The sequence below is a fragment of the Rickettsia montanensis str. OSU 85-930 genome (assembly GCF_000284175.1).
In the GTDB taxonomy this organism is placed as follows: Bacteria; Pseudomonadota; Alphaproteobacteria; order Rickettsiales; family Rickettsiaceae; genus Rickettsia; species Rickettsia rickettsii.
This window is the reverse complement of record NC_017043.1, coordinates 394,820-408,398: the sequence shown is the minus strand read 5'-3', so window position 1 is coordinate 408,398 and position 13,579 is coordinate 394,820. Positions and strand designations below refer to the sequence as shown.

The window sequence follows — 13,579 nt, the reverse complement described above, 5'->3', positions numbered from 1 at the left end:
AAATTGGCTACGTCGTCTTGTAAGTTCTGCGGTGCTCACGTACTAAATGTACGCTCCGCTCCTTGATTTGTAGACTCCTTGCTCTTTTCCAAGTAAAACTTCGTCTACTTACTGGTCACTTATTCAGAGTATCACATGAGAAAATTATTATTAATCATTACCGTTTTTTTTACTTTTAATGTAGCGCAAGCATCATTACCGAATATAGTAGCATTCGTAAATGATGAACCTATTACTCTTAATGAGTTCCGTGCTAGAAAAAAAGTGATTATGGCACTAAATAATGTTGAAAGTCTAACGCCTGCTCAAGATAAGCAGCTAAGTGACTTAGCACTCAAGAGCTTAATTGACGAATCTTTGCTTTTTCAATATGCAGGAGATAGAGAAATTTCGCAAGAAGAGATAGATAACGCTATTAAGTCTATTGAAGATCGTAATAAAATGCCTCACGGTTCTCTTCTTCAGTATCTAAAAAGCAGATTGGTTAATCCTGATAGTTTTATTTCCCAAATTAAATCCGAGTTGATTAAAATGAATATTTTATCAAGTCTATCAAGGTCGGTACAAGTAAGTAATAAAGAAATAGATGTTGCAATTTTGTCTAGCGATCAAAAAGACGTAGAAATTTCAATGCAAGTATTTACATCTAAAGATGGTGGCAATAAAGCATTTACGCAGATGAATAATTTGAAAAATCGGCTAAAAAAATGTGCGGATGTTAAAAAATCGCTTTATGATAATTTTGCTACTATGCAAATTATTACCGATAAGCTTAGCAAGATAGAAGGCGTAAAACAAACTATTGTAAAGGACTTAACTCCTGATAAAGCAAGTAATGTTTTTGAAGTAAATAACAAATTTGAAATAACATTAGTGTGCAGCAAAAAAATCTTAAATGTTAATGAAGATGAAAATAATTATGTAGTAAATTTCCTAACCAATAAAAAGATTTCGCAAAAAGCACAAAAAATGTTTGAAAATATGCGTAAGAAAGCAGTTATAAAAATAATGCTGCCGTCTTAGTGTGTGTTATTCTATGTCATTCCCGCGTAGGCGGGAATCCAGAAAAATAACCTTGATTATTAATACAGAATTATATTTGATAAAAACAAACATATAAAAACAAGTTTTTATATATTTTACTGGATTCCCGCTTTCACGGGAATGACATACCCTATGCTCCCTTCAATTGCAAAACACGCAGCTTTACATCAAGTTAATCCTCTTAAAAAGCACGGACAAAATTTTATTTTTGACAGTAGTCTATGTGATAAAATCGTACGTGCAAGTAATCTGGCAGAAAATAGCCGAGTATTAGAAATAGGGCCCGGCACAGGAGGGTTAACTAGGTCAATATTGCAGAAAAATCCTGAATCCTTAACTGTTATAGAAACAGATGAGAGATGCCTCCCGCTCCTTAATGAGATTAAAGAATATTATCCTAATCTAAATATTATTAAACAAGATGCTCTTAAAATAAATTTAACCGATTTAAGCTATGATATAGTCAATTCAGTTGGATTTGCATATAAGACGCTAGAAGCGAAGCCTATAACTAATAGGAGAGCGACGAGTAACGATATAGGTGAGTCCAAATCAATTGACTATAAAGTAACTATAATCTCTAATTTACCGTATCATATAGGTACTGAGTTAGTGATTAGATGGCTGAAAGAAGCACGGCTAATTACTAGTATGACGCTAATGTTACAAAAGGAAGTAGTAGAACGTATTTGTACTATGCCCTCAACTAAAGCATATGGCAGATTATCGGTAATATGTCAGCTAGTAGCTAAAGTGGAAAAGTGCTTTGACGTAGCGCCAACTGCTTTTTATCCACCTCCTAAAGTATATTCTGCTATAGTTAAACTAATACCTTTAGAAAATCCGCCGTCTATTGCTCTGATAAATAAAGTTGAGCAAATAACAAAGCTTGCTTTTGCAGGACGACGGAAAATGATCAAATCATCACTGAAAAATCTTGTACCTAATATACATGAAGTATTAACTCAGTTGAAAATCAATGATAATTATCGTGCTGAAAATCTTGCCCCTCAAGATTATTTGAGAATTGCTGAAATATTATAAAATATTATAGCTTGCATCATTCAGCTTTATCTAACTTTTTTGCTTCTGCTTCTTGCTGTAGTTTATATTCTGCTGCTTTTTCTTCTATATAGTTAAAAAAGAAATAACAGAAAGTTAAAAAACTAGTCAAAACTATTCCAAGAGTTATTAGTATTAACTTAAGCTCTTTCCTTGCATTTTGAGCTTTTAATTTCTTTTCTTCCTCTTCATCAATATAAGACTCAGAGGTTAAAATTTCTTCTTCTTTATATTTTAACTCTTTAAAATTAGCTTATATATTAATGATAGAGTTTAATTATCATGTGAGAGAAGTAATTTTAGGGGGGGAAATAAGTCAATCTTACTCAAAAATACGGCTTTTTCTATTTACTAGGTAAATACAATTTAGTTCTTGAGTCTTATAATAAAGCAATTGAACTTGATCCTACAAATTCTGAAGCACAATATAATAAACAACATTTATTAAAGCGTATGTATTATTAAGTAAAAAACGCTGAAAAGCTTTTACTTATTGCCTTTTCAATCTATTCTGTTTGCTAGATTTCTTTAGTCTAAAATAAGCGAGGCAGTGATGCTATTCGTCTACTGTAATTTGCTTGATTTCGACAATTGTCTTATGCAAATGTTCAGCTAAAGCAAACATATTAAATAGCATTGGCTTGGTGGTTAGTTTTTTGCGGCAATCTCTAAATCAGTTTCGCTCATAATATCTAGTTGCGATGCGAATTAATACATTAGGGGCACAGCTACGCAGTAATTTCGGTTATCGCTACAGGTTTCCTTGATATCAACAGCCTCAAGTGCCTATAAGATATTTAAAAGTTCCAGCGTGAGCGAAAAAAGACGTTTAGTAAATTTAATATTTGGGAACTTAATATTGAAACCTGAAAAGCTTGATTTTATGCTGTGTTCGCCGTTTGATACATTGGTGAATTTGCCTAAAAACGGTGGATGGTACCCGCGGCCGGACTTGAACCGGCAAGAGCTTACGCTCCACGGATTTTAAGTCCGTTATGTCTACCATTCCATCACGCGGGCAGCTGTGGATATTAAGGTTGCATTTGCTAAGTGGACAGACTAATAAAAAAAATACAAAAAAGCAAGTACTTTTATCGTTAATATATTAGTCTGATATGAAAAAGTTATTAAACACCTTTAAAATAGTTAGTTTACTCATTAATTTATTAGATAATTAACTTACGATAGTGACAAAATAGTAATAATATGATAGATTAGTTTCAGAAAGTAATACTTTCTCTTGCATGTTATTGACATGTTTATTGACAAATGCCGCAAGGTAAGATAGTTTTACATAATGAATTTTATCGGCTCTTATATTTAAGTAAAGCTTAAAGTAAAATTTAAGTTTTAGTTATTATAAGCGTGTGTTAAGTTCAAATAAGTAATTTCTATCTAATAAAGGTTTTTATGACTACAAATATAGTAGGTAAAGTTAAGTGGTATAATTCTACGAAGAATTTTGGATTTATTGAACAGGAAAATGGCGGCAAAGATGTGTTTGTACACAAATCAGCCGTAGACGCAGCAGGTTTACATAGCCTTGAAGAAGGACAAGATGTAATTTTTGATCTTGAAGAAAAGCAAAGAAAAGCCTATGCTGTTAACCTCAGAATTAAATAAATATATTTATAATACCAAAAGCAGCTATCCAAAGTTGTTTATAATTTAGGGTAGCCTAGTCATCTTTATCACAATAGTAAATATTTTGTTTTTGTCTTATAATAACCTATATAATTTTAAGTATAATAAATTATTTTTACTAAAGGGCATGAAAATGCCCTAAATCTAATAGTATTATTCTGGCTTGAATAAGATTCTAAAATAGTTTCATTATTCATTATCGTTTTATATGTTTTATATATTTAGTTGGTGTTTTGTAATCTAGCTTAAGCATATTTTTTGATTCAGGATAATTATATAAGTCGTTATTTTAATTTACTATAACTTATTTTTTATACAATAGACCTCTTGCATAACTTATCTTATAAAGGGAATAAGAACTGCTACTCTACGCAGCGTACATAGTTAAGTATGTAAGGATGAGAGAGCAGCTCTCATATATCTTTAAGAAATGAGTTATGTTAAGAGGTCTAATCAATAATGTGCATATTTTGATTTAAAACTATATTGGATTATATAATGAAAAATTTTAATTTATCTGAAGAATTAATTATTGCTCTCGAGACAATGAATATAACTGAGCCGACTGAAATACAAAAGCAATCGATTCCGGTTGCAATGGCGGGATCGGACATACTCGCTTCTAGCCAAACAGGTTCAGGCAAAACTCTTGCTTATTTATTGCCGTTAATTGATTCATTTATTAAAAATAAAACTACTGCTTTAATTCTTGTGCCGACTAGAGAATTAGCAACGCAAATACACAGTACTTTAAATAAAGTAACTACATCCTATAAAATTAATAGTGCAGTTTTGATAGGCGGTGAACCGATGCCTAAACAATTTATGCAATTAAAAAAGAATCCAAAAGTGATTATCGGTACGCCGGGGCGTATTATCGATCACTTAAATAGGGGAAGTCTAAAAATTGATCGTATAGGCATCACCGTACTTGACGAAATGGATAGAATGCTTGACATGGGGATGAAAGAACAATTAGAAGAAATCAATAAATTTTTACCGGAAAAAAGACAAGTTTTAATGTTTTCCGCTACTATGCCAAAACATATTATTGCTGTTTCTCAAAAATATCTAAACAATCCGGTACGTATTATGGTAGGTGCTACTAATAAAGCAGCTGCAGAAATAAAACAGGAATCAATGCATGTTTCTGATAAAGAAAAATTTAGTGAATTAACTAAACAACTTGGTAATAGGGAAGGATCGGTTATTATTTTTGTGAAGACTAAACGCTCTGCCGATCAATTAGCTAAAATGTTGAAATATGAAAATCATACAGCAGAAGCTATACACGGTGATTTAAGTCAGCGTCAACGTGAAAGAGTAATTTTATCATTTCGTAAGTCAAACCATAGAATAATGGTAGCAACTGATGTAGCGGCTCGTGGGCTTGATATTCCTCATACACAGCATGTTATTAATTATGATTTACCTATGTGTCCTGAAGATTATTTACATAGGATAGGTAGAACTGGTAGAGCAGGGGCTACTGGGCATGCGTTGTCTTTTATTTCTCCTGATGATGTTATTAGATGGCGTGCAATCGCTCGTCTAGTAAATAAAGGAGAATCTACGCCACGTAGTGAGTTTAGAAGTGATAAAAATAATCGTAAAAGATCATTCGGTAAAAGAGCCGGCGATGACGGTAAAAAGTTTAATTCTTTTGATAGTAGCCGTAAAAGAATCTTTGATGGTAACAGCTACGGTAATAAAAGAAAGAAAGTATCGTAGTTTAGATTTATGTCATTTATATCATTGCGAGGAAATTACGTAAGTAATTGACGAAGCAATCTCAAGAGTTTATTATTATCTCATGAGATTGCCACGCAGCCTTATGGCTGCTCACAATGACGATTAGATATCCATGTGGGCAATGCCTTCGCAGGAATGATATCCGTATATTTTAAGGGAGGATAAATTCATAAGTTTAAATTTTTCACGATTTCAATATATATCTAATATTTTCTTTATATTAATAATTTCTTTTCCCGGAGGTTTAATTTATTTACTTACCGGTTCAACTCTTTCTTTTTGGCTTCGAGAATCCGGTTTTGATAAAATCACTATCGGGCTTTTTAGTTTAGTGAATTTTATTCATATATTTAAATTTTTATGGGGTCCTTTGCTTGAAAAAGTAAGTTTTGCTCCTTTAAGTAAGTGGGGATATAAATATTGTTTAATTATTGCTTTGGTTAGTTGTATTTTTTGTGTATATGTTCTAACAAATTTTAACCCTAACACTCATTTTATACCATTTGCTTTATGCTTAGTAGCTGTAGCATTTTTTGTTTCCATTTATGATATGTTACTTCAATCATCACAGATGTTACTGGTTACAAATAAAAATTGGGGTATAAGTGAGGCAGCTTGTACTACAGGCTTTAGAATAGGTATACTTGTAGCAGGTTCAGGAGCGTTATATTTATCTACTATCATATCCTGGCAAGGTGTTTATCGTGCTATGGCAATTTTATGTATACCGTCATTACTATTAATTATAATCTATCCGCTTAAATTTAAAGATAAGATAATTATTAATGATTTTGATAGATTTTGGCATGCTTTTTATGATTTTGTCAAGAAACCTAAATGGCTAATGATTGTTAGTTTTATGCTTCTATATCGTCTTCAAGATAATTTTCTGTCAATTATGCCGAATATGTTTTATCTCGATATTGGGTATACGAAGAAAGATTTAGCTTTTGGATATAAAGCTTTCGGTATGTGTGCTACAATCCTTGGAGGTTTTATAGGTGGGTTTTTGTGCCGAAAATATGAATATTCTTATTTGCTTAAAAGAGCATTAATATATCATGCTTTATCTAGCCTATCTTTTTTATATCTCTATTTTTATAATCGAGATATTACAAGTTTGTATATAGCGGTCTTTTTTCAAGAATTTACCAAAGGCTTAACTATGTCGCCGTTTTTTTCTTACCAATTAAGATGCTGTAGTTCTAAATATTGTATAACCCAAATTGCTTTAATTACTTCTATTGCTTATATTAGTACCATATTGTTTGGTAGTATTTCAGGATATGCAGCTACTTATTTAGGTTGGACTTATTTCTTTATTGTAGCAGGATTTTGTTTTATACCGGCTTATATATTAATTAGATATTTACCGCCTTATGTTATTCCTAGCTAAAAGCGGGAATCTAGCAAAATATTTATAATTGTCATTGCGAGGAGGCGTTGTTGTGTGGATCAATTTCACCTCTGTCATCCCGTGGCTTGACCACGGGGTCCATAAAAACAATAAAAAATACTAATAATTTTAGTATTTTTAACTGGCTCCCGTGGTCAAGCCACGGGATGACACTGAGTGCTTTACCGGTCCCTGCAACAATGCCTTGCGAGGAGCGTAGCGACGTGGCAATCTCTCTTAAATTTCATGAGATTGCTTCGTCGGCATAAATGCCTTCTCGCAATGATGTGGATAGGTAGTACTGGATTTCTGCTGCCGCAGGAATGACATATAAGGCTTTTGAGCGCCATGCAAAAATGCCTAAATACAAATATATTGTAAAAGTAGTACTATCAATTTATAATAATCAACAAATTTATTAGTGTGCTTTAATTATGTTTATTCAAACTGAAGATACTCCAAATTCGGATGCAATAACATTTTTCCCGGGGCAGGAAATAAGTAGTGATCAGCCGGTATTTTTTAGTGAGCTTGCTGAAGTAAAAGGAAGAAGCAAACTTGCAGAATCATTATTTCATATTAATAATGTAAAATCAGTGTTTTTCGGTAGTGATTTTATAACAGTAACTAAACAAGCTAAGGGTAATTGGCAAGTTATAAAGCCTGAAATTTTAATGGTTATTATGGATCATTTTGTTTCAGGTTTTCCTGTATTTGAAGAAAACACCAAAGCAGATAATGTAAATCATAACCTTGATGGGCTTTCGGAAATAGAGAAGCAAATCGTAGAGATTATTGAAACTAGGGTGCGTCCATCTGTTGCACAAGACGGCGGCGACATAATATATAAAGGCTTTGAAAACGGTGTAGTTAAATTAGCACTTCGTGGTGCATGCCTTGGATGTCCTAGTTCCACCATCACCTTAAAAAACGGCATTGAGTCCATGCTTAAACATTTTGTACCGGAAGTGCAAGAAGTTGAAGCTGTAGAGGAAGATTTTGAGTAATTTAGTATGCTAACTGCGAGCGACTACGGACCTTGTTGTATAGGTTAGTCTTCGTCATTGCGAGAAGAAACTGAAAGTTTCGACGAAGCAATCTAGTAAAAAATTCTGATTTACAGAATTTTGATTATTTTTTTTGGATTGCCACGCAGTCTACAACTACTCGCGATTAAATGTCATATAGTATATTGAATTTTTTTGAAGAATAGTATGGTCCTATTCTTCCTTTGCAAAATTGATTGTATCATTTTGATGCCAAATAACGTAATGTAGTTCAACATCTTTTGGAGCATATACTATGATAGGTAGTTTGCTATTATATCTTAAGAATGTTTCATCGCCTAAAAATACACTAATCGGTTGTATGGTTGCTTTTACGTTTGGGCATGCCATCATTGTACTAGCAGGATGATCGCTAACTTGATCGATTATATAATAATTGTATCCCCATCCTTCTAAAGTTTTTGTTTCCAGCTTACCACCAAACCAAACACGATTACAGTCTTGCGTTGCATTTTTTGTTGCTTGCAATTCTACTTTTAGCTTTTCTTCATTGGACCTTGTAGGTAAATGAATTACATAACGCTTTTGATTTTCAAGTGGCGTAGGACAGGGTGCAATATATAGAATTTTCAAATTTATTTTCTTTTAATATAGGCTGATTATTTAAACTAAAAACTTTTATGGCAAGCCTTTCATTATTAGGGAATCTAAAATATATTTCTGATCCGTTATTGGATTCAAAAAGATTACATTTATTATAAGTAATAATAAATTATTTAATATATCTATGGTAACTTGTTCTTCAAGGTTTATAATCTTAGGAAATAATATGTAATTATTGTGATTATTTTGTATATTTGAAATAAGAATACTTTGAGAGTTATATTGCTGTTTTTCCAAATATATTTTTGCAAAATTATTTTGTTTTAATTCTGTAAAGGTTAGTTCAGCCTTATATTTTTGTTTGCCACTAGAAAAGTTAGGTAGCGTTTCTATTAAATGAAAATCAAGGGAGGTTGCGCTAAATCTTGTATTCAGCATATTATTTTGATTTAATTCGGTAAAATCTAATGCGGCATAGTATGTTGCTCCGTCAATGTCTAAACTATATACAGGCTTATCTTCCAATATCTCTTCAAATAAATCTTCCCATAGCTCGTGTAACTCTTGTAAAAAATTTTGAGCATGTTCTTTAGTTTTACAAACATCAATTTGATTTGCAAAGCTTTTTGCTATAAAAAACTTTAAATCTCTTTGATCCGATAAAGATAAATCATGAATGTGACATTTAAATGTTTTATCTACATAATTTATTAGTGATGCAGTATCTGCAGGAAAATTTTTAGTTATTTCTAATAATTCTTTTTTATGCTGTTCTGAAATTATATTCATTTTCTAATCTAATCCCGTTTCTTTCTTAAAAAAGCCGGTATGTCATGAATATCAGACTCTTTATTATCTTGATCTAGAGTACTAACAACAACGTTTTTGCGTTCTAAAGTTTGATTATTTGAAGCACGCAGAGAACCCCATATTTTCCCTAAAAATGATGGTTTGGGTGAGTCATCTTCAGATTTGTTGAAAGTATTTGCATGTAACCCTAGCTCTTTTTCATTTCCGATAAAATTTTGATTTATTGGAGAGTCGGTAATTTCAATATTTTCGGTACTGTAGCTGTTAAAATCAGGAATTTCTTCTATTTGTGTAGGTTGTGCTATAGCTTTATTATAAGTTTCCTCAGGAACTATATTGGTAGTTTCAGCTATTGTGGGTTTATATGTCGGTACTTTATCGGCATCAATACCGGTAGCAACAACTGATACTCTGATAATTCCTTTTAATTCCGGATTAAATGTTGAACCGAAAATAATATTAGCATCAAGGTTATCTACTTCTTCTCTAATTCTATTAGCAGCGTTGTCAACTTCAAATAAGGTCATGTCGGAACCGCCGGTAATATTGATTAATACACCTCTTGCACCGCACATTGAGCTATGATCTAGCAGTGGATTTGAAATTGCAGATTCTGCCGCTTTAATAGCTCTATCTTCGCCACTAGCTTCACCTGTACCCATCATTGCTTTACCCATTTCGCTCATTACTGCTTTAATATCGGCAAAATCAAGATTAATAAGTCCCGGCATAATCATTAAATCCGTTACTCCTCTAACGCCTGCATGTAATACATCATCTGCCATTTTGAAAGCATCGGCAAACGTCGTTTGTTCATTAGCAATACGGAATAGATTTTGGTTCGGTATTACAATTAAAGTATCAACGAATTGCTGTAATTCAATAAGTCCTTTATCGGCAGTTTTCATACGATGACCGCCTTCAAAATGGAAAGGTTTAGTTACTACCCCAACCGTAAGGATGCCTAGTTCTTTAGCAATGCGTGCAATAACCGGTGCAGAACCGGTACCTGTACCACCGCCCATACCTGCCGTAATAAATACCATATTGCTATTTTCTAGGTAACTACGAATTTCGCTTTCTGATTCTTGAGCAGCAAGTGTTCCAACCTCAGGAGAAGCTCCTGCCCCAAGACCTCTAGTCGTAGAAACACCGAGTTGTATTTTGTTAGTGCATAAAGAATGTTCAAGCGATTGTGCATCAGTATTAGCTACTACAAAATTAGCACCTTGCAGATTAGCACTAATCATATTATTTACTGCATTACTACCTGCACCCCCAACGCCAAAAACTGTAATGGTCGGCTTTAATACTATATTTTCAGGAGCTTTGATATTTAAAACCATGATACTCTTTTATTTTATATAATTAATGTTTAAGTATAATAAAAGATTTAGAAATTTCCATAAACTTTTTATGAAAAATGTGGATTATTTTCTTTTATAGTGAATTAGCTTGAATTATGGACAATTTCTATATCATCTTTTAATTTTTTAAGAACATATCTCATACCGTAAATGGATTAGCATTAACGGTATTCACTATGCCCTTAAAAAAATAAAATATTTCTTATAAATCATCCATAATTCAAGCTAATTCACTATATAATAGCGGCATGCTGTTATTATGACATGCTTTGATTAATGCTTTATCGTTAGTGGCCATAGGAAGTCCTTCATGCATGGCAGTTAATAAATAAATTGTATCATATGCAGTAAGATTGTTGGCTCTTGCAGTTTGTATAATTTCATGTATGGAAAAATTAAAATTTGATATATTAAGGGGGGGAGAGTTTAAAAAATCTATAATTTTAATAACCTCTACTGATTTTATTCTAGCACGTTTTTCTGCTATTAATATTACATTAGTTACTTCAAGTTTCCAAAGAGGCGGTACTATCACTCTAAACTTATAACAATAATCTAATGTAAAATCTGAATATTTATCACGTTCATCATAAAAGAACCATGAGATAGTTATGGAGCAATCGGATATAAACGGTTTAGAATTCACCATTTTCTACCTTCATCTCTAAGCTCTTTAATAGTATAAGGAGCTAATGTTTTGCCTTTGCTGCATTCTCTTATTTGCTCTACTATATTATCCATTTTAGGTTTTTGAGTTATAATTTTTGCAACCGGTGTATTATGCTTACAAATGGTAATTTGCTCTCCGTCTTGTACACGCTGTATTAGATCGGGAAAATGAGTTTTTGCTTCAAGTAGGTTAATGTGATTAGATAAATTTTGTTTCACATAGGTAATATTATCCTATTTATAAGTACAGTAATGTTAATAGTTTAAATTAATATCTTTATATAAAATCTAAGATTGACTAACCATTTTTTCAGGTACTACTATTTTATCAAATTCTGCTTCCGATAGAAGATTGAGTTTTTTAGCTGCTTCTTTTAAAGTGATCCCGTGCTTATGTGCTTCTTTAGCAATTTTTGCGGCATTATCATAGCCTATATGCGGATTAAGAGCTGTAACAAGCATTAGAGATTTATCACGTAAATCATTAATGCGTGCTATATTGGGTTCTAATCCTTTAACACAGTGAGTAACAAAGCTATTTACGCTATCGGATAACAGCTCTATAGATTGTAGGATATTGTATATTATTACGGGTTTAAATACGTTAAGTTCAAGATGTCCGTTTGAGCCGGCAATAGTAACCGTAACATGATTTCCCATCACCTGACTGCACACCATTGTTAAAGCTTCGACTTGTGTAGGGTTTACTTTACCGGGCATAATAGAAGAACCAGGTTCATTTTCAGGTAAATGTAGCTCACCAAGACCGCATCTTGGACCGGAGCCGAGCAGTCTTATATCATTTGCTATTTTCATTAAGCTCACTGCTATGGTATTAAGAGTTCCTGAAAATTCTACTAGTGCGTCGTGAGCAGCTAGACTTTCAAATTTATTAGGAGCCGTCTTAAAGGGTTGTTTAGTAAACTCTGCCACTTTCTCGGCAAATTTTATATCAAAGCCTATTTTTGAGTTAATACCTGTACCGACTGCCGTTCCTCCTTGGGCAAGTAGATAAACTTTTTGTAGTGCATTTTCTATGCGTTCTAAAGCATACTCTATTTGTGTAATATATCCGAAGAATTCCTGTTTAAGAGTTAAAGGAGTTGCATCCTGCAAGTGGGTGCGTCCTATTTTTATGATTTTGTCCCAATCTTTTGACTTATCCTGCAAAGAGGTAAGTATATTATTCAAAGCTGGTATCAGTTGCTGTTTAGTTGCAAGTACGGTTGCTATATGCATAGCGGTTGGAAAAGAGTCGTTGGATGATTGTCCTTTATTAACATGATCGTTAGGATGTACCGGAGATTTGCCGCCTTTCTTGCCTGTTAATTCTTCGTTGGCAATAGAGGCAATAACCTCGTTCATATTCATGTTTGTTTGCGTTCCTGAACCTGTTTGCCAAACTACTAAAGGAAAATTATCCTCAAATTCGCCTTCTAAGATTCTATCCGTGGCTTTATCTATACTTATAGCGATTTTAGTTTCTAAATCACCAAACTCATGATTAACCTGTGCTGCACATTTTTTTAAAATAGCAAGAGCACGAATTAAAATTTCAGGCATTTTTTGCTTGCCTATTTTAAAATTTTCTAAAGATCTTTGAGTTTGAGCCCCCCAATAAAATTTTTCTTCTATTTGAATTTCTCCAAAAGAATCACTTTCGGTTCTGTAATTTTTCATAAATTGTTAAATGTTATATAATTATCTATTTTTTTCATAAAATGATCACTTACTGCATTCAAGTCTAATTGTTGGGCTAATTTAGCAAAACTATAATATAATTTGTCTGTTAAAGAAGCTTTTTGTAGATTCTTAGCAATAAATATTAATGTGCTTTCTATCATAAGATTACGATTAAAACTATAAAATTTTTGCCAATGTTCGTTATATTTAGGTTCGGAAGATGCTATATAATCGGAATATATAGGTTTAGTAATTACTGCTTTACCTTGATATATATCAAATATAGTATCATTAATTAATCTTTCATTCTTGAGGTTATTGATCACTTTATCAAAAAAATTGTTTAATATAGCTGTTGTTATCTCTTTTTCTGTAAGTGCATTTATAAATATGTCTAATTGTTTTTCAAAACTCTCGATAATTTGTTCATTTGGTCCCCTTTTCATGACTTTTCTCTCAAATTAATTGATAAAAGTTTATGACTTTAATTTTAGTAGACTAAATATTTATATCGAAGTAAATAAAAAACAATATTTGATTTA

The 13,579-nt window shown here is 32.4% G+C and carries 13 protein-coding genes, 1 tRNA gene and 3 pseudogenes; 8 read left to right on the top strand and 9 right to left on the bottom strand.

What is annotated here, in order from left to right; genetic code table 11:
- Positions 1-135 precede the first annotated feature (135 nt).
- On the top strand, positions 136-1,023 hold the full coding sequence (locus MCI_RS02265) for a SurA N-terminal domain-containing protein (RefSeq protein ID WP_014409494.1): 888 nt from the start codon (positions 136-138) through the stop codon (positions 1,021-1,023).
- A gap of 153 nt (positions 1,024-1,176) precedes the next feature.
- Entirely contained in the window at positions 1,177-2,088 is a 912-nt protein-coding gene (gene rsmA, locus MCI_RS02260) for a 16S rRNA (adenine(1518)-N(6)/adenine(1519)-N(6))-dimethyltransferase RsmA (RefSeq protein WP_014409493.1), read from the top strand.
- A gap of 16 nt (positions 2,089-2,104) precedes the next feature.
- On the opposite strand, the gene MCI_RS07425 is transcribed toward rsmA, so the two are convergent.
- Positions 2,105-2,323, bottom strand: coding sequence for a hypothetical protein (locus MCI_RS07425; RefSeq protein ID WP_083837081.1), 219 nt, complete (start codon positions 2,321-2,323; stop codon positions 2,105-2,107).
- A gap of 167 nt (positions 2,324-2,490) precedes the next feature.
- Here MCI_RS07425 and MCI_RS07420 point away from each other — a divergent pair.
- Positions 2,491-2,571 (top strand): annotated as a pseudogene (locus tag MCI_RS07420) (hypothetical protein); the annotation flags it as partial.
- Between the two features lie 469 nt (positions 2,572-3,040).
- Here MCI_RS07420 and MCI_RS02255 read toward each other — a convergent pair.
- Positions 3,041-3,126 (bottom strand) — tRNA-Leu (locus tag MCI_RS02255).
- A 390-nt stretch (positions 3,127-3,516) separates the two neighbouring features.
- Here MCI_RS02255 and MCI_RS02250 point away from each other — a divergent pair.
- From MCI_RS02250 to MCI_RS02235, 5 genes and pseudogenes are all read left to right on the top strand, one after another.
- Positions 3,517-3,729: a cold-shock protein gene (locus MCI_RS02250; RefSeq protein WP_014409491.1), complete on the top strand. Its 213-nt coding sequence runs from the start codon at positions 3,517-3,519 to the stop codon at positions 3,727-3,729.
- 519 nt (positions 3,730-4,248) lie between these two features.
- Positions 4,249-5,481, top strand: coding sequence for a DEAD/DEAH box helicase (locus MCI_RS02245; RefSeq protein WP_014409490.1), 1,233 nt, complete (start codon positions 4,249-4,251; stop codon positions 5,479-5,481).
- 190 nt (positions 5,482-5,671) lie between these two features.
- The gene (locus tag MCI_RS02240; protein WP_083837079.1) at positions 5,672-6,898 is read left to right on the top strand and encodes an MFS transporter; all 1,227 of its coding nucleotides are present in this window, start codon (positions 5,672-5,674) and stop codon (positions 6,896-6,898) included.
- Positions 6,899-6,969: 71 nt separating this feature from the next.
- Positions 6,970-7,137, top strand: a pseudogene (locus MCI_RS10625) (tRNA(Ile)-lysidine synthetase); the annotation flags it as partial.
- A 195-nt stretch (positions 7,138-7,332) separates the two neighbouring features.
- Positions 7,333-7,905, top strand: a complete 573-nt coding sequence (locus MCI_RS02235; RefSeq protein ID WP_014409488.1) for a NifU family protein — start codon at positions 7,333-7,335, stop codon at positions 7,903-7,905.
- Between the two features lie 213 nt (positions 7,906-8,118).
- Here the strand turns inward: MCI_RS02235 and eco are convergent, their stop codons facing one another.
- The 7 genes and pseudogenes from eco to MCI_RS02195 all read right to left on the bottom strand — a co-directional run bounded on the left by eco (position 8,119) and on the right by MCI_RS02195 (position 13,483).
- The gene (eco, locus tag MCI_RS02230) at positions 8,119-8,538 is read right to left on the bottom strand and encodes a serine protease inhibitor ecotin (protein ID WP_014409487.1); all 420 of its coding nucleotides are present in this window, start codon (positions 8,536-8,538) and stop codon (positions 8,119-8,121) included.
- Positions 8,498-9,033: pseudogene (locus tag MCI_RS09520) on the bottom strand (hypothetical protein). Before MCI_RS09520 ends, eco begins: the two are co-directional and overlap by 41 nt.
- Before the next feature lie 272 nt (positions 9,034-9,305).
- The gene (gene ftsZ / locus MCI_RS02215) at positions 9,306-10,664 is read right to left on the bottom strand and encodes a cell division protein FtsZ (RefSeq protein WP_014409485.1); all 1,359 of its coding nucleotides are present in this window, start codon (positions 10,662-10,664) and stop codon (positions 9,306-9,308) included.
- Between the two features lie 241 nt (positions 10,665-10,905).
- Positions 10,906-11,334 (bottom strand): type II toxin-antitoxin system VapC family toxin, encoded by a 429-nt coding sequence (locus MCI_RS02210; protein WP_014409484.1) that lies wholly within the window; start codon positions 11,332-11,334, stop codon positions 10,906-10,908.
- Positions 11,328-11,573, bottom strand: a complete 246-nt coding sequence (locus MCI_RS02205) for a type II toxin-antitoxin system Phd/YefM family antitoxin (protein WP_014409483.1) — start codon at positions 11,571-11,573, stop codon at positions 11,328-11,330. Before MCI_RS02205 ends, MCI_RS02210 begins: the two co-directional genes overlap by 7 nt.
- Before the next feature lie 69 nt (positions 11,574-11,642).
- Entirely contained in the window at positions 11,643-13,034 is a 1,392-nt protein-coding gene (gene fumC / locus MCI_RS02200) for a class II fumarate hydratase (RefSeq protein ID WP_014409482.1), read from the bottom strand.
- Entirely contained in the window at positions 13,031-13,483 is a 453-nt protein-coding gene (locus MCI_RS02195) for a hypothetical protein (RefSeq protein ID WP_014409481.1), read from the bottom strand. Before MCI_RS02195 ends, fumC begins: the two co-directional genes overlap by 4 nt.
- Positions 13,484-13,579: the final 96 nt, after the last annotated feature.

What these genes read in the sequence shown, in the direction of transcription:
- MCI_RS02265 (WP_014409494.1), top strand. Translation starts at nt 136, where the DNA reads ATGAGAAAATTATTATTAATCATTACCGTTTTTTTTACTTTTAATGTA.
- rsmA (WP_014409493.1), top strand. Translation starts at nt 1,177, where the DNA reads ATGCTCCCTTCAATTGCAAAACACGCAGCTTTACATCAAGTTAATCCT.
- MCI_RS02250 (WP_014409491.1), top strand. Translation starts at nt 3,517, where the DNA reads ATGACTACAAATATAGTAGGTAAAGTTAAGTGGTATAATTCTACGAAG.
- MCI_RS02245 (WP_014409490.1), top strand. Translation starts at nt 4,249, where the DNA reads ATGAAAAATTTTAATTTATCTGAAGAATTAATTATTGCTCTCGAGACA.
- MCI_RS02235 (WP_014409488.1), top strand. Translation starts at nt 7,333, where the DNA reads ATGTTTATTCAAACTGAAGATACTCCAAATTCGGATGCAATAACATTT.
- ftsZ (WP_014409485.1), bottom strand. Translation starts at nt 10,664, where the DNA reads ATGGTTTTAAATATCAAAGCTCCTGAAAATATAGTATTAAAGCCGACC.
- MCI_RS02210 (WP_014409484.1), bottom strand. Translation starts at nt 11,334, where the DNA reads ATGGTGAATTCTAAACCGTTTATATCCGATTGCTCCATAACTATCTCA.
- fumC (WP_014409482.1), bottom strand. Translation starts at nt 13,034, where the DNA reads ATGAAAAATTACAGAACCGAAAGTGATTCTTTTGGAGAAATTCAAATA.
- MCI_RS02195 (WP_014409481.1), bottom strand. Translation starts at nt 13,483, where the DNA reads ATGAAAAGGGGACCAAATGAACAAATTATCGAGAGTTTTGAAAAACAA.